Origin of the sequence: Actinomadura sp. CNU-125, assembly GCF_001942465.1 — a bacterium.
Lineage (GTDB): Bacteria > Actinomycetota > Actinomycetes > Streptosporangiales > Streptosporangiaceae > Spirillospora.
This window is the reverse complement of record NZ_MKJY01000005.1, coordinates 1-18,757: the sequence shown is the minus strand read 5'-3', so window position 1 is coordinate 18,757 and position 18,757 is coordinate 1. Positions and strand designations below refer to the sequence as shown.

At 70.3% G+C, this 18,757-nt stretch carries 17 protein-coding genes; 15 read left to right on the top strand and 2 right to left on the bottom strand.

Going from position 1 to position 18,757, the window contains the following annotated elements:
* Positions 1-9 precede the first annotated feature (9 nt).
* A complete protein-coding gene (locus BJF79_RS00780; protein ID WP_316043247.1) occupies positions 10-852 on the bottom strand; it encodes an MDR family oxidoreductase in 843 nt (280 codons plus the stop codon).
* A gap of 581 nt (positions 853-1,433) precedes the next feature.
* Here BJF79_RS00780 and BJF79_RS00775 point away from each other — a divergent pair.
* From BJF79_RS00775 to BJF79_RS00715, 14 genes are all read left to right on the top strand, one after another.
* A complete protein-coding gene (locus BJF79_RS00775) occupies positions 1,434-3,041 on the top strand; it encodes an SMP-30/gluconolactonase/LRE family protein (protein ID WP_083733058.1) in 1,608 nt (535 codons plus the stop codon).
* A gap of 8 nt (positions 3,042-3,049) precedes the next feature.
* Complete coding sequence (locus BJF79_RS00770; protein WP_075894548.1) at positions 3,050-3,898, top strand: SDR family NAD(P)-dependent oxidoreductase; 849 nt, start codon at positions 3,050-3,052, stop codon at positions 3,896-3,898.
* A gap of 62 nt (positions 3,899-3,960) precedes the next feature.
* Entirely contained in the window at positions 3,961-5,331 is a 1,371-nt protein-coding gene (locus tag BJF79_RS00765) for an aromatic ring-hydroxylating oxygenase subunit alpha (RefSeq protein WP_075894554.1), read from the top strand.
* Positions 5,332-5,424: 93 nt separating this feature from the next.
* Complete coding sequence (locus BJF79_RS00760; RefSeq protein ID WP_075894547.1) at positions 5,425-7,254, top strand: flavin-containing monooxygenase; 1,830 nt, start codon at positions 5,425-5,427, stop codon at positions 7,252-7,254.
* A 37-nt stretch (positions 7,255-7,291) separates the two neighbouring features.
* Positions 7,292-8,218 carry an SDR family NAD(P)-dependent oxidoreductase gene (locus BJF79_RS00755; RefSeq protein WP_075894546.1) on the top strand — a complete coding sequence of 309 codons (927 nt, stop codon included), beginning with the start codon at positions 7,292-7,294 and terminating at the stop codon, positions 8,216-8,218.
* Entirely contained in the window at positions 8,208-8,807 is a 600-nt protein-coding gene (locus BJF79_RS57820; protein WP_262401326.1) for a thiamine pyrophosphate-binding protein, read from the top strand. Before BJF79_RS00755 ends, BJF79_RS57820 begins: the two co-directional genes overlap by 11 nt.
* Positions 8,804-9,913: a thiamine pyrophosphate-binding protein gene (locus BJF79_RS00750; protein ID WP_262401331.1), complete on the top strand. Its 1,110-nt coding sequence runs from the start codon at positions 8,804-8,806 to the stop codon at positions 9,911-9,913. Before BJF79_RS57820 ends, BJF79_RS00750 begins: the two co-directional genes overlap by 4 nt.
* 60 nt (positions 9,914-9,973) lie before the next feature.
* Positions 9,974-11,407: an aldehyde dehydrogenase family protein gene (locus BJF79_RS00745; RefSeq protein WP_075894545.1), complete on the top strand. Its 1,434-nt coding sequence runs from the start codon at positions 9,974-9,976 to the stop codon at positions 11,405-11,407.
* 41 nt (positions 11,408-11,448) lie between these two features.
* Complete coding sequence (locus BJF79_RS00740; RefSeq protein ID WP_262401325.1) at positions 11,449-12,300, top strand: SDR family NAD(P)-dependent oxidoreductase; 852 nt, start codon at positions 11,449-11,451, stop codon at positions 12,298-12,300.
* Entirely contained in the window at positions 12,290-12,838 is a 549-nt protein-coding gene (locus BJF79_RS00735; protein WP_075894543.1) for a nuclear transport factor 2 family protein, read from the top strand. Before BJF79_RS00740 ends, BJF79_RS00735 begins: the two co-directional genes overlap by 11 nt.
* Before the next feature lie 17 nt (positions 12,839-12,855).
* Entirely contained in the window at positions 12,856-14,067 is a 1,212-nt protein-coding gene (locus BJF79_RS00730) for an ABC transporter substrate-binding protein (RefSeq protein WP_158079050.1), read from the top strand.
* Positions 14,064-14,936 carry a branched-chain amino acid ABC transporter permease gene (locus BJF79_RS00725; RefSeq protein ID WP_075894541.1) on the top strand — a complete coding sequence of 291 codons (873 nt, stop codon included), beginning with the start codon at positions 14,064-14,066 and terminating at the stop codon, positions 14,934-14,936. Before BJF79_RS00730 ends, BJF79_RS00725 begins: the two co-directional genes overlap by 4 nt.
* Positions 14,933-16,729 (top strand): ABC transporter permease subunit, encoded by a 1,797-nt coding sequence (locus tag BJF79_RS00720; protein WP_075894540.1) that lies wholly within the window; start codon positions 14,933-14,935, stop codon positions 16,727-16,729. The genes BJF79_RS00725 and BJF79_RS00720 overlap by 4 nt, the downstream gene beginning before the upstream one ends.
* Positions 16,729-17,451: an ABC transporter ATP-binding protein gene (locus tag BJF79_RS00715; protein WP_075894539.1), complete on the top strand. Its 723-nt coding sequence runs from the start codon at positions 16,729-16,731 to the stop codon at positions 17,449-17,451. The genes BJF79_RS00720 and BJF79_RS00715 overlap by 1 nt, the downstream gene beginning before the upstream one ends.
* Before the next feature lie 67 nt (positions 17,452-17,518).
* Here BJF79_RS00715 and BJF79_RS00710 read toward each other — a convergent pair whose 3' ends face one another.
* Entirely contained in the window at positions 17,519-17,935 is a 417-nt protein-coding gene (locus BJF79_RS00710) for a winged helix-turn-helix transcriptional regulator (RefSeq protein WP_075894538.1), read from the bottom strand.
* Positions 17,936-18,012: 77 nt separating this feature from the next.
* On the opposite strand from BJF79_RS00710, the gene BJF79_RS00705 reads away from it, so the two are divergent.
* A complete protein-coding gene (locus tag BJF79_RS00705; protein ID WP_143219618.1) occupies positions 18,013-18,711 on the top strand; it encodes an SDR family NAD(P)-dependent oxidoreductase in 699 nt (232 codons plus the stop codon).
* Positions 18,712-18,757 lie beyond the last annotated feature (46 nt).

Below are 18,757 nucleotides of genomic sequence, written 5' to 3'. Positions count from 1 at the left end.
GTGCTCCCCTCAGCGGTTGACGTCGACGACGATGCGGCCGCGGACCCGCCGTTCCAGGAGCCGGACGGCCGCGGGCACCGCCTCGGCGAGCGCGATCTCCTCGGTCATCGCGTCCAGGAGCCGCGGGTCCAGATCGCGGGCCAGGCGTCCCCAGGCGGCGACGCGCCGCTCGCGGGGCGCCAGCACGCTGTCGACGCCGAGCAGCGACACGCCCCGCAGGATGAAGGGGGCGACGGAGGCGGGGAAGTCCATGCCCTGCGCGAGCCCGCACGCGGCGACCGCGCCGCCGTAGCGGGTCTGCGCGCAGGCGTTGGCGAGGGTGTGGCTGCCCACGGTGTCGACGACGCCCGCCCAGCGTTCCTTCTGCATGGGCTTGCCCTTCTCGGCGAGCCCGGCGGCGTCCAGCACCGTCGAGGCGCCGAGCCGGCGCAGGTAGTCCGCCTCGCCGTCCTTCCCGGTCGAGGCGGCCACGGTGAAGCCCGCCGCCGCGAGCAGCGCGATCGCGACGCCGCCGACGCCGCCCGTCGCGCCCGTCACCAGGACCTCGCCGCCGTCCGGGGCGACGCCGCCGTCCAGCAGCGCGGCCACGCACAGGCTCGCGGTGTACCCGGCGGTGCCGATCGCCATCGCCTGCCGCGCGGTGAAGGCGTCCGGCAGCGGGACGAGCCAGTCGCCGTTCAGCCGCGCCTTCTGGGCGAGCCCGCCCCAGTGCGACTCGCCGACGCCCCAGCCGTTCAGGACGACGCGGTCGCCTTTCTTCCAGTCCGCGTGCGCGCTTTCCGTGACGACGCCCGCGAGGTCGATGCCGGGCACCATCGGGAATTTCCGGACCACGGGGGATTTGCCGGTGATCGCGAGCGCGTCCTTGTAATTCAGCGTCGAGTATTCGACGTCGATGTGGACGTCCCGTCCGGGAGAGCCGACTCCTCCAGGTCCGTGACCTCGGCCGACTGGCCGGTGTCGTCCTTCGTGATGAGGGTCGCCGAGAACATCGGAGAAGCAGTCCTTCCTGGAGCGTGCGGAGTTGGTGCGGTCGCCGGGTCGACGGTCGTCAATGCCATCGGACGGTCCGCGAACTATCGGCATGCGCACTCGCGGCGATGCGCGTCCGCGCACATGCATGTGTCATTCGAAGTAATTGAGAACACAATTCTCAGTGAATGAGCATGAGGCTTGCATGGATGGGGTTCGCCGTCAACCCCCGCCCCGCGGCCCCGCCCGGGCGTCCGTCCGAACGTCCGTCCGGGGCTCTCCGTCCACCCGCGATCCGCCCCGAACCCGGGTGCACGGAGGGTGGCGGGAGGACGGCATGGCGTGTGCGCGACGTCGTCACCTGCGGGAACTCCGATTCTCTCCATCCGTGATGGCTCTTGTGATCAGTGAGAGCAAGCGTTACATTCCTTACAAGTATTGACAGCACGGGAGATTCCGCGGTGACACAAGAGACGCGCTATACCGGCGCCCCGGCGATCGGGCTCGCCGACGGATGGAGCCTGGAACGGCTCACCGCACCGAGCCGGCTGTTCGGCGCGAACGGGCTGCGCACCGGCCCGGACGGCCGCGTCTACGTGGCGCAGGTGGCCGGCAGCCAGATCAGCGCGCTCGACGTCGACACCGGCGCGCTGGAGACCGTCAGCGCGCAGGGTTCCGACATCGTCGCGCCCGACGACGTGGCCTTCGACGAGTCGGGCGACCTGTTCGCCACCGAGTACTACGACGGACGCGTGAGCGTGCGCGGCGCGGACGGCCGCACCCGGGTGCTCCGCGACGACGTGCCCGGCGCGAACGGCATCACCTTCCACCGGGGCCGGCTCTTCATCGACGAGTGCCGGATCGGCGGCCGCCTCATGGAGTTCGACCTCGGCGGCGGCGCGCCCCGGGTGATCCTGGACGAGCTGCCGCTGCCCAACGCCATGGAGTTCGGGCCGGACGGCAAGCTGTACTACCCGCTCCTCGGCAGCAACGAGATCTGGCGCGTCGACCCGGACGGCGGCGAACCCGAGCGGGTCGCCGCCGACCTGGGCGTCCCGGACGCGGTGAAATTCGACGCCGCAGGACGCATCGTCTCCACCCAGGTCGGCAGCGGGGAGGTGCTGCGCATCGATCCCCGCAACGGCGAGCGCACCGTCCTCGCCAAGCTCTCGCCCGGCCTCGACAACCTGACGTTCGTCGGGGACCGACTCTTCGTCTCCGACTTCACCGGGTCCATCACCGAGATCCTCGGCGAGGGCCGGACCCGGGCGGTGCTGCCGGGCGGCCTGACCTGGCCGCTCGACCTCACCGTGGGTGCCGACGGCACGCTCTACATCGCCGACGGCATGTTCTTCTACGCCGTCCCGCCGGGCGGCGGCGGGCCGCGCATGCTGGACATGGCCTTCAACCCCGGCTGGCCCGGCTACGTCCGCGGCGCGACCGCGGTCGGTGACGGCGAGTTCGTCGTGACGACCTCGCTCGGCCAGATCGCGAGATGGCGGCCCGGCAGCGGCGAGCACACCGTGCTGGCCGGCGGAACCGAGCCGTTCGACCAGCTCTACGGCGTGGCCGTCGCACCGGACGGCGCCGTCGTGGCCGCCGAGCTCGGCACCGGCCGCGTCGTGTCGGTACGCGACGGCCAGGTGAGCACCCTCGCCTCCGGGCTGGACCGGCCGATGGGCGTGACGTTCGGCGCGGACGGCGCCTGCCTGGTCTCCGAGTCCGGCGCCGGGCGCGTCGTCTCGGTCACCGGCTCCGGCACCGACACCGTCGCCGACGGCCTCGACACCCCGCAGGGCGTCCTCGCCCGCGGCGGGCGGCTCACGATCGTGGACGCGGGCGCCAAGTCCCTCATCGAGGTCGACCTCGGCAGCAAGGCCCGCACCACGATCGCCCGCGACCTGCCCGTCGGCGCCCCGCTCGGGGAACCCCCGAAGCCCCTCAAGGGGCTGATGCCGTTCACCGGGCCGCAGGGCCTGTTCGCCGGGATCGCCGCCGGGCCGGACGGCACCCTCTACGTCTCCGCCGACGCCGAAGGCAGCGTCCTGGCCGTCCGGAAGGAAGGTTGAGCCGACCCATGCAGAATGACTTCCTCGGACTGGACGGACGCGTCGTCATCGTCTCCGGCGCGGGCGGCGGCGGCATCGGCACCGCGGTGACCGCCATGGCGGCGCGCGCCGGGGCCACCGTGCTCGCGGTGAGCCGGTCCCCGGAGAACCTCGAACGGCACGTCGGCCCGCTCGCGGCGGAGGGCCTCGCGGTCGTGCCGGTCGCGGCCGACGCCTCGACCGACGAGGGCATCGCGACCGTGATGGACGCCGCGGGCAAGGCGGACGGCGAACTGCACGGGCTCGTCAACGTCGCGGGCGGCGCCGCCCCGGCCACCTGGATGCGGTCGACCCGCGTGAACCGGGAGGACTGGCGGGCGCTGTTCACGCAGAACCTCGAAACGATGTTCTTCATGAGCCGCGCGGTCGCCGCGGAGCTGAAGGAGCAGGGCCGTCCGGGATCGATCGTGTCGATCTCCTCGATCAGCGGCATGAACACGGCGCCGTACCACATCGGTTACGGCACGGCGAAGGCCGCGCTGGTCGCGGCGACCCGCACGATGGCCGTCGAGCTGGCCCTCGACGGCATCCGGGTGAACGCCGTCGCGCCGGGCGTGACCGAGACGCCCGCGTCCGGGACCTACGTCGACCAGGACGCCGACCGCGACCGCCGCGCCATCGCGATGGGGCGGCGCGGGCGTCCGGAGGAGCAGGCGGGCGCGATCCTGTTCCTCCTCTCGGACCTGTCCACCTACATAACGGGGCAGACGATCCTCGTCGACGGCGGCCTCAACCTCAAGTGGAGCCACCTCGCCGCCGACAACACCACGCTCTTCCTCAAGGACGAGTCGTTCCGCGCGGCGATCACGCGGGAGTAGCGCGCGCCCGACCGTCCGGCATCACCCGCACCGATCATCTCCTGACGGAGTTGGAGCACGTCATGAGCGAAACCCTCGAGAACACCCGGGCACCGGCCGAGCCGCTGTCGGAGCCCATGACGATCGGCGTGGAGGCGTACACCTCGCGGGAGTACGCGCGGGCCGAGGGCGACCGGCTGTGGGCCAAGGTGTGGCAGCAGGTCGCCCGCGTCGAGGAGCTGCCGGAGGTCGGCGACTGGCTGACCTACGACATCCTCGACGACTCGATCATCGTCGTGCGCACCGCGAAGGACCGGTTCCGCGCCTACCACAACGTCTGCTCGCACCGGGGGCGGCGGCTCGTCGACACCCCGCCCGGCGAGCACGACGCGCGCGGACGCGGCCGTCAGTTCGTCTGCGGCTTCCACGGCTGGCGCTACGACCTCGACGGCGACTGCACGCACGTCCCCGAGCGGGAGGACTGGCCGTGCGGGCTGACCGACGAGAAGATCAGCCTGAAGCAGGTGAACATCGGCACCTGGGGCGGCTGGATCTGGATCAACCTCGACCCGGACTGCGAGCCCCTGCGCGACTACCTGGAGCCCGCCGCGTCCCTGCTCGACCCGTTCCAGTTGGAGAACATGCGGTACCGGTGGCGCCGCTGGCTGGTCTTCGACTGCAACTGGAAGGTCGCGTTCGAGGCGTTCATGGAGACGTACCACGTCCCCTACACCCACCCCGAGTTCATGGAGTTCGGCGGGTTCCTCGGATGGGCCAGGTCGCACGGCCGGCACAGCAACATCGGCTACGACGCGCCCAAGAACATGGACGAGAACCAGGCGAAGGTCCGGCTCGGCACCGGTGACGATCCGCGCAAGGCGACGGCCGACCTGCAGAACTTCACCTGGGAGAACGCCAACACCAACACCACCTGGACGCTCGTGCAGGCGGCGCGCGAGCTGGTCGACGACGTCCCGGAGGGCACCCCGGGCCCCGAGGTGCTGCGGCACTGGCTCGACACGGCCCGCCGCCGGGACGCCGAGCGCGGCGTGATCTGGCCGACCGTCCCGCCGGAGGCGGTGGCGAAGGCGGGCACCGCCTGGCAGATCTTCCCGAACTTCCAGATCGGGCACGCGCTGAACAACATGCTCTGCTACCGGTTCCGTCCGCATGGGGACGACCCGGACAAGTGCATCTTCGAGGCCGCCGTCTACGAGCTGTTCCCGCCCGGCGAGGAGCCGGAGACCGAGTGGGTCCACACCCCCGAGGACGATCCGGGGTGGCGGACCGTCCTGCCGCAGGACTTCTCCAACATGGCCGCCGTCCAGAAGGGCATGAAGTCGCGCGGCTTCTCGGGCCCCAAGCCCAACCCGTACCGCGAGCGCAGCGTCGTGAACCTGCACCACAACCTCGCGAAGTACATGGGGACGGGCGAGCCCCGCGACCTCGCCTGACCGCCCCGACCGACCGCCCGGACCGACCGTCCGGAACCGCCGCCCCGAGCCCTCCGCCGACCGAACCCTGAGCCCCCGAGCCGAGGACGCCGCATGCAGAACTGCGAACCGACAGAGACGCCCGAGATCGACCACGAAGCACTACGGGCCAAGTATCTGGCCGAACGCGACAAGCGGCTCCGCCCCGAGGGGCAGCAGCAGTACCTGGTGACCGAGGGCGGCTTCGACGACTTCTACGACGCCGACCCCTACACCCCGGTCGCGCCGCGCGCGCCGATCGCGGAGGACATCGAGGTCGCGGTGCTCGGCGGCGGCTGGGCGGGGCTCATCGCCGCGGCCCGGCTCAAGGAGGCGGGCGTCCCGGACGTCCGGATCGTCGAGCTGGCCGGCGACTTCGGCGGCGTCTGGTACTGGAACCGCTACCCCGGCATCCAGGTCGACACCGACAGCTACTGCTACCTTCCGCTGCTCGAAGAGACCGGTTACGTGCCGACGGAGAAGTACGCCTCCGGCCAGGAGTGCTTCGAGCACGCCCAGCGCATCGGACGGCACTTCGGCCTCTACGACGACGCGATCTTCAGCACGAAGGTCGAGTCGGTCGCGTGGGACGCGGAGCTCAAACGCTGGCGGATCGGGACGAACCGGGGCGACGATCTCCGCGCCCGCTTCGTCGTCATGTGCCAGGGGCCGTTCAACAAGCCGAAACTGCCCGGAATCCCCGGCATCACCGACTACCAGGGCCACACGTTCCACTCCGCGCGCTGGGACTACGAGTACACCGGCGGCGACATGAGCGGCGGCCTGGACGGCCTCGCCGACAAGAAGGTCGCGATCATCGGCACCGGCGCGAGCGGCATCGGGGTCATCCCGCACCTGGCCCGCTCCGCGCAGCACCTGTACGTCTTCCAGCGGACCCCGTCGTACATCCACGAGCGCGGCAACTCGCGGACCGACCCCGAGTGGGCGAAGTCGCTGAAGCCGGGCTGGCAGAAGGAACGGCAGCGCAACTTCCACACCGCCGCGTTCGAGGCGTTCGCGCCCGGCCAGCCCGACCTCGTCTGCGACGGCTGGACCGAGGTCAGCCGCAACCTCGCCGCGCACCTGGACGCCACGGACGGCTGGGCGGCGCTGACCGACCCCGCGAAGTTCATGGAGCTCCGGGAACTCCAGGACTACCGGGTGATGCAGGCGACCCGCGACCGCATCGACGGCATCGTCGACGACCCGGAGACGGCCGAGGCGCTGAAGCCCTACTACCGCTTCCTGTGCAAGCGGCCGGGGTTCAGCGACGACTACCTGCCGACGTTCAACCGTCCCAACGTCACCCTCGTCGACGTGTCGGGCACCAAGGGCGTCGAGCGCATCACCGCGAAGGGGATCGTCGCGGGCGGCGTGGAGCACGAGGTCGACTGCATCATCTACGCCAGCGGCTTCGAGATCACCACCGACCTCGACCGCCGCCTCGGCATCGAGCCGTTCGCCGGACGCGACGGCCTGTCGCTGTTCGACCACTGGGCCGGCGGCTACCGCACCCTGCACGGCATCACGACCCGCGGCTTCCCCAACCTCATGTTCACGGGGTTCGTCCAGGGCGGCGTGACGGCGAGCACGACGGCCATGTTCGAGCAGCAGGCCGACCACATCGCCTACATCGTCGCCGAGACGCGGGCGCGCGGCGCGGCGGCCGTCGAGCCGTCCGCCGAGGCGCAGGACGCGTGGTGCGCGACCATCCGCGAGAACGCGATCGACTCGCTCCAGTTCGTCCGCGAATGCACGCCCGGCTACTACAACAACGAGGGCGAGCAGAACGTCCGCTCGCACCTCGGCGAACCGTACGGGCCGGGCTTCTACGCCATGGAGGACGTCCTCCGGACATGGCGGGACTCGGGCGAGATGCCGGGCCTCGTCCTGGACGAGTCGTGAACCCCGTGACCCCGACCGCGCCCCGAAAGGAACGTGCATGCCCGACCTGAGATTCGACGGCCGCGTCGCCGTGGTCACCGGCGCCGGACGCGGCCTCGGCCGCGCCTACGCCCTGCTGCTCGCCTCGCGGGGCGCCAAGGTCGTCGTGAACGACCACGGCGGGAGCATGCGCGGGGACGGCGCCGACGCGGGCCCCGCCGCCGAGGTCGTCCGGGAGATCGAGTCCGCCGGGGGAGCGGCCGTCGCCTGCACCGAGTCCGTCGCGACGGCCGACGGCGGGCGCGCGATCGTCGAGACCGCCCTCGATCGTTACGGCCGGATCGACGTCCTCGTCCACAATGCCGGGAACCATCGGCCCGCGTCGCTGACGGAGATGACGTACGAGGACCTCGACGCCGTCCTGGACGTCCACCTGCGCGGCGCCTTCCACGTCGTGCGGCCCGCGTTCCCGCGGATGTGCGAGGCGGGCTACGGACGCGTCGTGCTCACCTCGTCGATCGGCGGCCTGTACGGCAACAAGCGCGTCGCGAACTACGCGATGGCGAAGGCGGGCGTGATCGGGCTCGCGAACGTCGTCGCGCTCGAAGGCGCCGACGCGGGCGTGAAGTGCAACGTCATCGTCCCGTCCGCCGTGACCAGGATGGCCGCGGGCATCGACACCTCCGCCTACCCGCCGATGGAACCGGAGCTGGTCGCCCCGGCCGTCGGCTGGCTCGCCCACGAGTCCTGCTCGATCAACGGGGAGATGCTCGTGTCGATCGCCGGGCGGGTCGCGCGGGCGTTCGTCGCCGAGACGCCCGGCGAGCACCGGCCGTCCTGGACGGTCGAGGAGATCGGCGAGCGGATCGGCGCGATCCGCGACACCGGGGACCCGTGGATCCTCCCGGTCGTCCCCTCCGCCCACACCGACCACATCAGCAAGAGCTTCGCGATGGCCACGAAGGGAACCCCGAATGCCGGTTAAGGTCTACGAGCGCATCCTGCGGCTCTTCGAGGCCGAGGGCATCAACACGATCTTCGGCATCCCCGATCCGAACTTCGTGCACATGTTCCACCTCGCCGAGGAACGCGGCTGGAACGTCGTCGCCCCGCACCACGAGGCGTCCGCCGGGTTCATGGCCGAGGCGGTGTCGCGCATGACCGGGAACGCCGCGGTGTGCATCGGCACCCTCGGCCCCGGAATGGCGAACATGGCGCCCGCGATCCAGTGCGCCATGGTCGAGAACTCCCCGGTCATCTTCCTCGGCGGCCAGCGCGCGCGCATCACCGAGCAGCGGGTCCGGCGCGGACGCATCCAGTTCGTCCAGCAGTCCGGCCTGTTCGAGCCCTCGGTCAAGTACGCCGCCAGCATCGAGTACGCCGACCAGACCGACGAGATCGTCCGCGAGGGCCTGCGCAAGGCGCTGTCGGGCACCCCCGGCCCGGTCTACATCGAGTACCCCTCGCACGTGATCCAGGAGGAGCTCGACGTCCCGCCCGCGGGCCCGCCCGAGACGTACCGCCTGGTCGGGCAGAGCGCGGGCGCGCCGAGGTCGCCGAGGCCGCCCGCCTGATCCGCGCCGCCGAGCAGCCGATCCTGCTCGTCGGGCACGGCGTCCACACCGCCCGCGCCGGGGAGTCGGTCAAGCGGCTCGCGGACGCGATGGCCTGCCCCGTCATCCAGACGTCCGGCGGCACCTCCTACATCGAGGGCCTCGAAGACCGCACCTGGCCGTACGGTTTCTCGCCTTCGGCCGTCGAGGCCGTCGTCGAGTCGGACCTGTGCCTGGCCATCGGCACCGAACTGGGCGAACCCGTCCACTACGGCCGCGGGTTCCACTGGGTGGAGAACGAGGCGAACCGCAAGTGGATCCTCGTCGAGCAGAACGCCGAGGCGATCGGCGTGAACCGCCCGATCGACGTACCGCTCATCGGGGATCTGCGCGCGATCGTCCCGCAGCTCGCCGACGCGCTCGCCGACTCGCCCCGCACACCGTCGAAGGAGCTCGACGGGTGGATCGAGCGGGACGCGCAGCGCCTCGCCGAACTCGCGGACACCGCACCGTCCGGCATGTCGCCCGTGCACCCCGCGCGGCTCGTCGTCGAGGCCACCAAGGAGTTCCCGGCGGACGGGATCATGGTGCGCGACGGCGGCGCCACGACCATCTTCCAGTGGACGTACTCGCAGGCCAAGCCGCACGACGTGATGTGGAACCAGAACTTCGGCCACCTCGGCACCGGCCTGCCCTACGCGGTCGGCGCGTCGGTCGCCGACGGCGGCGAACGTCCCGTCATGCTGCTCACCGGCGACTCGTCCTTCATGTTCCACATCGCCGAACTGGAGACGGCCGCGCGGCTCAACCTGCCGCTCGTCTGCGTCGTCGCCGTCGACTACGCGTGGGGCCTGGAGGTCGGCGTCTACAAGCGCACCTTCGGCCAGGGATCGCGCGAGACGGGCGTGCACTGGAGCACGAAAACGCGCCTCGACAAGGTCGGCGAGGGCTTCGGCTGCCACGGCGAGTACGTCGAACGCGACGAGGACATCGCGCCCGCCATCAAGCGCGCGTTCGCGAGCGGCAAGACGGCGGTCGTCCACGTGGCGGTCGACCCGAAGGCGAACTCCGAGGAGATGCCGAGCTACGCCGAGTTCCGCACCTGGTACGCCGAAGGCATGCAGTGACCTGAGCAAGACCCGGCTCCCCCGAAAGACCTGCAGAAACCCGGACAGAGAAGGCGAGTCATGCGCGAGTACCTGAAGTTCTACATCGGGGGCCGGTGGATCGACCCTGCGGAGCGGGACACCATCGACGTCGTCAACCCCGCGACCGAGGAGGTCTGCGGACGGGTGGCGGCCGGAACGGCGGCCGACGTCGACCGCGCGGTCGCCGCCGCCCGGGACGCCTTCCCCGCATGGGCCGCGTCCACCCGCGAGGAGCGGCTGGACCTGCTGAAGAAGATCCTCGACGAGTACCAGAAGCGAATCGGCGACCTCGGTGCCGCGCTCACCGAGGAGATGGGCGCGCCCGCCGCGCTCGCCGGCGGCTTCCAGGTCCAGCTCGGGCTCGGGCACCTGACGACCGCGATCGAACTCCTGGAGGGCTACACCTTCGAGGAGCGGCGCGGCGCGACGCTGGTCGTCAAGGAGCCGATCGGCGTCTGCGGCCTGATCACCCCGTGGAACTGGCCGCTGAACCAGATCGCCGTCAAGGTGTTCCCGGCCCTGGCGACCGGCTGCACCATGGTGCTCAAGCCGTCGGAGAACTCCCCGTTCAGCGCGCAGATCTTCACCGAGGTCCTGGACGCCGCCGGTGTCCCCGCGGGCGTGTTCAACCTCGTCCAGGGCGACGGGCCCGGCGTCGGCGCGCCGCTGTCCGCGCACCCGGACGTCGACCTGGTCTCCTTCACCGGCTCGGTCCGCGCGGGCGTCGAGGTCGCGCGCGCCGCCGCCCCGGGCGTCAAGCGGGTGACCCAGGAACTCGGCGGCAAGGGCCCCAACATCGTCCTCGACGACGCCGCGTTCGCGGAGAACGTCGCGAAGGGCGTCGGGAGCATGATGACCAACTCCGGGCAGACCTGCAGCGCCCCCTCGCGCATGCTGGTGCCCCGCGCGCGCATGGACGAGGCCATCGCGGTCGCCCGCGACGCGGCGTCCCAGGTCACCGTGGGCGACCCGAACGGCGAGTTCACCATCGGCCCGGTCGTCTCCGGCGGCCAGTTCGACAAGATCCAGGCGCTGATCCGCAAGGGCGTCGACGAGGGCGCCACGCTCGTCGCGGGCGGCCCCGGACGTCCGGACGGCCTCGACAAGGGCTACTACGTGCGGCCGACCGTGTTCGCGAACGTCACGAACGACATGACCGTCGCCCGCGAGGAGATCTTCGGACCCGTCCTGACGATCCTCGCCTACGACGACGTGGACCACGCGATCGAGATCGCCAACGACACCGAGTACGGGCTGTCCGGCTTCGTCGCGGGCGAGGACCTCGACCGGGCCCGCGCCGTCGCCCGCCGCATCCGCGCCGGCTCCGTCGCGATCAACGACGGGTTCGACTTCTGCTCCCCGTTCGGCGGCTACAAGAAGAGCGGCAACGGGCGCGAATGGGGCGAGTTCGGCTTCCACGACTACCTGGAGGTCAAGGGCATCCTCGGCCACGACCCCGACGCGGCCTCCTGAAGCGCACCTCGATGGGTGCACTGACGGGAAAGGTCGCCGTGGTGACGGGCGCCAGCCGCGGCATCGGCAAGGGCATCGCGCTGGCGCTCGCCGCCGACGGCGCGACCGTGTACGTCACCGGACGCACGGTCGCGCGCGGCGCGCACCCGCTGCCGGGCACCGTCGGCGACACCGCGGCCGAATGCGACCGGCGCGGCGGGACGGGCGTCGCCGTCCAGGTCGACCACGCCGACGACGCCCAGGTCGCGCGGCTGTTCGAACGAATCGAAGCCGAACACGGCCGGCTGGACGTCCTCGTCAACAACGCGTTCGCCCTCCCGGACGACCTCACCGACCCGGAACCGTTCTGGGAGAAGCCGCTCGGCAACTGGGAGATGGTCGACGTCGGTGTCCGGTCCAACTTCGTCGCCGCGCGGCACGCCGCCCGCATCATGGCGCCGCGCGGATCCGGCCTCATCACCGCGATCTCCGGCTACACCGGAGTCGCCTACACCTACGGCGTCGTGTTCGGCACCGCGAAGTCGGCGGTGGACCGGATGGCACGTGACATGGCCGTCGAACTCGCACCGCACAACGTCGCGTCCATCTCCCTTTGGCCGGGCCTCACCTTCACCGAACGCGCCGAACGGAACCTGGCGCAGATCACCGGCCTCGACGGACAGGCGGCGACACGCCCGCAGGACGGTTGCTCGCCCGAGTTCCCCGGACGGGTGATCGCGGCGCTCGCGTCCGACCCGGACGTCATGCGGCGATCGGGCGGCACCTTCATCACCGCCGAGCTGGCGCGGGAGTACGGCGTCACCGACATCGACGGCCGGACGATCCCGTCCCTGCGAGCCGAACGCGGCGCCCCCATCTGGCGACCGATCAGGGAGACACGCGATGGAAGCTGAACGCATCGCCAGGCTGGAGCAGATGCTCGACCGGCAGGACGTCCACGACTGCCTCGTCCGGTTCTGCCGCGGCATCGACCGGTTCGACCGGGATCTGTTCCTGTCGGCCTTCCACCCGGACGCCACCATCGCGGCGGGCGACTTCGTCGGCGGCCCGTCCGCCCTCTACGACTGGTCGTCGGCCATGCACGAACAGGGGCAGACCGCGACACAGCACAACCTGCTGAATCACACCTGCGAAATCTCCGGGCACACCGCCCACACCGAGACGTACTACATCTTCGCCGCCCGCAACCGCGACGACACCAACTGGATCGCGGGAGGCCGCTACATCGACCGCCTGGAGCGGCGCGGCGGCGCGTGGCGGATCGCGCTGCGCACCAACGTCATCGAGTGGTCGGGAACGCTCCCGACGATGCCGCTGCCGTTCGCCGACGTCCCGGACGTCCACGCCAACGGCGCACCGGCCCGCGGCAACGACGACCCGTCGTACCGCCGCCCCCTCACCAACGTCCGCGAGCCGAACGTCCCGCGATGAAGCGGAAGGAAACACCCATGCGCCCCCTACGAAGACGCCTCGCAGCCGCCGTCCTCGCGACGACGATGGCCGCCGCCACCGCATGCGGCGGCACCGACACGAACTCCTCGGCACCGCCCGGCACCGGACCCGGCGGCGACACCCCGTTCAAGATCGACGTTCTCCTCGGGACGAGCGGCAGCTACGCGGCGGTCGGCGAAGCGATGTCCCAAGGGGCGAACGCGGCCGTCGCCGTGATCAACGCGAACGGCGGCGTGTTCGGCAAGCCCATCGAGCTCAACGTCATCGACACCGGCGGCGACCCCGTCCAGGCCGCCACCAACGCACGCGAGCTGGTCGCCGACGGCCGCCCGCAGGCCGTCATACCGGGCATGGTCACGGCCGGGATCATGGCGACCGCGCCGCTGCTCGCCCAGGCCGACGTGTTCATGGTCACCCACGGCCCGGACCCGAGCCTCAACGACCCGGACGAGTACCCGCACCTGTTCGGCACCATCTACCTCCGCGACCAGATGGCGACCTCCCTGGCGGAGGAGTTCACCGCGAAGGGCTTCAAGAAGATCAGCCTGATCACCGCGGAGAAATCGGGTTCGGTGGGCGCCGAGACGATCAAGAAGGTCCTCGCCGCGAGGGGGATCACCACGAACATCGTCACGGTGCCGGTGACCGCCGTCGACGCGACGTCCCAGATGCAGCAGGCGCTCGACTCCGGCCCCGACGCGCTCGTCCTGGACTCCTACGGGCCCCCGTCCGCCGCGATCATGAAGGCGCGCACGAAGCTGAACCCGGACGTTCCCGCGTACGCGAGCCAGAACTTCACGTCCGGCAACCTCTCCGACGCCGGTCCGGTGAGCGCCTTCGACGGGATGCTCCTGCAGTCCGTCTCGTTCGCCGTCCGAGGCCACGCGTCGACGGAGACACCGGCGTTCACGTCGTTCTTCGACGCCGTCCGCAAGGAAACCGGCGGCAAGCTCGCGTTCAGCATGAACACCTACGTGTCCACCTACAACGACGTCATCCTCGCGGCCTACGCCGCCAAGCTCGCCGACAGCACCGACCCGGCGAAGATGACGGCCGCGATCGAGAAGGCGACCCCGGAACAGATCCCGCACTTCCTCGGCCCGGTGAACTTCTCCGACAGCAGCCACTACCCGGACTTCGGCAAGGAGTGGTGGGCGTTCGTCGGATACGACGGCATGAAGGACTCGCAGATCGTCCCGTCCACATGACGACGATCTGGACGGGGCTGGCGATCGGCGCCGTGTACACCCTCGTGGCCCTCGGTTACAACATCACGATGGCCCAGAGCGGGATCTTCAACTTCACGCAGGGCCAGATCATGGTGTTCAGCTGCTTCTTCGCCTGGTTCACCATGGTCGACCTCGACCTCCCGTGGTGGACGGCCGCGATCGCCGGCGCCGTCGCCTGCGGCCTGATCGGCCTGCTCGTCGAACTCCTCGCGATCCGCCCGGTCGTCGCCCGCCACGGGCCGCACGGCCACGCCGTCCTCGTCACCACGGTCGGCGCGTTCGTCGTCGTCCTCGGAGCCCTGGCGGCGACCTGGGGCCGAACCCCCAAGACCGTCCCGTTCTTCGGCAGCACGGAAACGATCACACTCCTCGGCGGGAAACTCTCCCCGGTCGACATCTGGCTCGTGGCCATCGCCGTGGCCGCCGTGGCGGCGATGCACCTCGTGTCCGGACGCACGTCGTGGGGGCTCAGCGGCCGCGCGGCCACCGACAACCCCGACGCGGCCAAGGCCAAAGGAGTGAACGTCGCCGCCCTCCGCACCACCGCGTTCACGCTGGCCGGCGGCCTCGCGGGCCTCCTCGGCCCGGTGCTCGCCCCGAAGATCGGCGTCGACGTCTCCGTCACCGTCTCGCTCACGATCTACGGCTTCGTCGCGCTCGCCCTCGGCGGATTCGGCAGCTACGTCGGCTGCCTCATCGGCGGCACCGCCGTCGGCCTCGTCGAGGCGTTCGCGGGCCGCCACTTCGGCGCGGAGTACCCGCCCCTGATCCTGTTCGGCCTCCTGGTGGCGATCCTCCTGGTCAAACCGACCGGCCTGCTCGGCCACCGAGGGCTGCGAGTCGTATGAACCGCCTGCGCACCCTCGCCCTCGACACCCCTGCTCCCGCCATCGCGGCGTTCGCCCTGGTGGCACTCCTGCCCCTGCTCGGCCTCGGCGGCTACTGGCAGCAGCAGGTAGCCCTGATCGCGATCTACACCCTGATCTGCAGCGGCCTGAACCTCAGCTTCGGCTACGCGGGCGAACTGGCCCTCGGCCAAATCGCCGTCTTCGCGTCCGGCGCCTACATCAGCGGCATCCTCTATAACCACGGATACACCGACATCCTCCTAGGCTTCGCCGTAGCCGTCTGCCTTGCAGCCCTGACCGGCCTCCTCGCCGGAATCCCCGGCCTCCGCCTGAGCCGATGGTCGCTAGCCCTCGTCTCGTTCTTCTACGTCCTGCTCATCCCGGTCCTGGTGAAGCTCTTCGAGTCCGAAACCGGCGGCACGGCGGGCCTCGCCGGGATCCTGTTCCCGACCCTGTTCGGGAGCCGCCTCGACACGACGAACCTCTACACGGTCGCGGTCGTCACGACGCTCCTGTGGCTGCTGCTGATGCGCAACCTCATCGTCTCCAGGTTCGGGCAGTTCCTCCGCGTACTCTCCGCCAGCCCGACCCTGACCGAGACCCTCGGCGGCTCGGTCTACCGGCTGCGCGTCCAGGCGTACGTCATCGGCGCGCTACCCGCCGGGCTCGCCGGAGTCCTCTACACCTACCTGACCGGCTACCTCAGCCCGGACGCTTTCACGCTCCACACTCTCATCGCACTGCTCGCCGCGACGGTCGTCGGCGGCGCCGCCAGCGTGTGGGGCGCACCCGTCGGAGCCGCGATCCTCGTCCTCGGCCCGCTCCAACTGAAGTCGTTCGAGGAGTACTCCACACTCGCCTACGGCGTGTTCCTCGTACTCATCGGCACCGCCTTCTCCGGCGGCCTCGCGGGCCTGGCCCGAAACCTCCGCGACCGCCGGTTCCGAAGACCGTCCACACTCCCGACGGACGCCCCCGCAGACATATCGATCCCCGGCACGCGGATGACCGTGTCCGGCGTAGAGAAGAGCTTCGCGGGCCTGCGCGCCCTCTCGGGCGTCGACCTGACGGCGGAGCCGGGCGAGATCACCGCGCTGATCGGCCCGAACGGCGCCGGGAAAACGACCCTGCTCAACCTCGCGTCCGGCCTGTCACCGGCCGACGCCGGACGGGTGGCGCTCGCCGACCGTGAGATCACCGGCCTGCGCCCGCACCAGATCGGCAGACTCGGCGTGGGCAGAACGTTCCAAACCCCCGTCGACCTCGGCACGATGAGCGTCCTCGAAGTAGTCGAGTCCGGCCGCTTCAGACAGGGAAGCATCGGCCTACTCGCAGCGCTCCTCCGCCTGCCGAAACACCATCGCGTCCGCAAGGCGGACCGCGAGGCGGCCGCCACGGCACTGTCCTTCGCCGGACTCGGACACGCCGCCGCCCAGCCCGCGAAGTCCCTCCCCTTGGGCACCCGACGCCTGCTGGAAGTCGTCCGCTCCGTGGCGGGCGAACCGAGCGTCCTGCTCCTGGACGAACCCGCGGCCGGACTGGACGACGACGAGCTGCGGGAACTCGGCACGCTGATGCGACGCATCCGGGACGCGGGCGGCACGGTGGTCCTCGTCGAACACAACGTCCCGTTCGTCATGGGCGTGGCCGACCAGGTCTACGTCATGGAACTTGGCCGCGTCATCGCGTCCGGACCACCGGACGTCGTCCGTGCCGACCAGCGCGTCATCGACAGCTACCTCGGACGCCGAGGTCGGGCACAACCCACCGACCACGACTCGAAGGCGACCTGATGAGCACACCGGAATCCGCCCTCGAAGTCACCGACCTGCAAGTGGCGTACGGAGACCTCGTCGCGGTCTGGGAAGCCTCGCTCCGGCTGACCCCCGGCAGAATTACCGCACTGGTAGGCCGGAACGGCGCAGGCAAAACAACGCTGCTCTCCGGCATCTGCGGCCTCCTGCCGTCCAGATCGGGCACCGTCGCACTCGAAGACCGCGACATCACCGGCCTGCCCCCGTGGAAACGCGCACGTCGCGGCCTCGCGATCGTCCAAGAGGGCAAGCAGGTCTTCCGCGACCTGACCGTCCACGACAACCTGCGCGTGGGCCTGCGCGCCCGCCGGTCGCGCGGCGACACGTCCGTCCTGGACGAGCTGTACGAGCGCTTCCCGGTACTGGGGGAGCGGCGCACCCAACAGGCGGGTGCGCTGTCCGGCGGCCAGCAGCAGATGCTCGCGATCGCCACCGCGCTCGCCGCCCGCCCCGGCGTCCTTCTCGTGGACGAGCCGTCCTCCGGCCTCGCCCCCGTGATCACCGACCAGGTCTTCGAGCTGCTGGGCACACTCCGCAAGGAGGGCCTCGCGATCCTCCTGGTCGAACAGCTGGTAGACGAACTCCTCGGCGGCATAGCCGACGACGTGGTCGTCCTCGACCGGGGCCGCGTCACCCTCCGAGACGAAGCCGCGAACATAACCGCCGAAACAATCGCCGAAAGTATCTACTCCCCGCTCTGAGCATAAGCACGGGAAGTGAACGCCTTTCTTTCCTTTGCGGACCCGCCGAAAGGCGATTGGGTCAACGTCAGCGTCGTTGTGCGTCTGCGTGCCGGGAGCGGGCCTCGTTGATTTCCGCCTCGTGCAGTACCGCCCAGTCGGCCAGTGCCGACAGCGGTTCCAGGAGTGTGCGGCCGAGCGGGGTCAGGCTGTACTCGACGCTGGGCGGGACGGTCGGGTGCACTTCGCGTCGTACCAGCCCGTCGGCCTCAAGGCCCCGCAAGGTGCGGGTCAGCATGCGTTGGCTGATGCCGTCGATGGCGCGGTGCAGCTCGTTGTACCGGTGCGGGCGGTTCCCGAGCAGGATCATCAGCAGCGTGCTCCACTTGTCGCCGACTCGTCGGAACACGTCCTCGACCGGACACGCGGCCAACTCGTCGGCGGGCACCGGGTGAGGTAGTTCGTGCTCCAGTACGGAAGGAACACCGGTGTGCGTACCGGACATAAAACTGCCTTCTTTCGCCATTCGCCGGGGACGGCCCATGATCGGAGCCGCCGCTTACGAGCCTAAGGAGTCGTGCTGTGTCGGACCAACCGTCCAAGACCGTCGTCATCAGCGGTGGGACCGCCGGGATGGGCCGGGCGGTCGCCCTGGAGCGACTGGCCAGGGGCGACCGAGTCACCGTGATCGGCAGCAACGAGGCGAGGGGGCGTGCATTGCTCGACCAAGCCTCCGATCCGAACCTGCGGTTTCTGCGGGCGGACCTGTCCTCGATCACCGAAGTCGAACGGGTCGTCGCCGATATCTCCGAGCGACACCGGACCATCGATGCGCTGGCACTGTTCGCCAATCGGATCAATTCCAAGTACACGGAGACCCCGGAGGGGCTTGAGTCCACCTTCGCTTTGTACTATTTGAGTCGCTATCTGCTCGGCCATCGGCTGCGGCCGCTTCTCGATGCGGCCCCCAATCCTGTGATCATCAACGTGGCCGGTGTCGGCAACACCGCAGGAGAGATCTTTTGGGACGATCCGCAGCTGACGCGCCGTTACGGTCAGGTGCGCGCCCAACTCCAGGCCGGGCGGGCGAACGACCTGCTCGGCGTCGCGTTCGCCGACCGGGCGGAGAGCAAGGCTCGGTACGTCCTCTACCATCCCGGATTCACCCGCTCCGGAGCCGACGCCCACCCGAACCCGCTCATCCGGAACTCGATCAAACTTCTCGCGAAGTTCTTCGCCCGACCCGTCGCCGAGGGGGTATCACTCCCGGCGTGGAAATGATCTTGGTGGGGTAGATGATCGAGCAGGAAGATCATCCATCGAATTC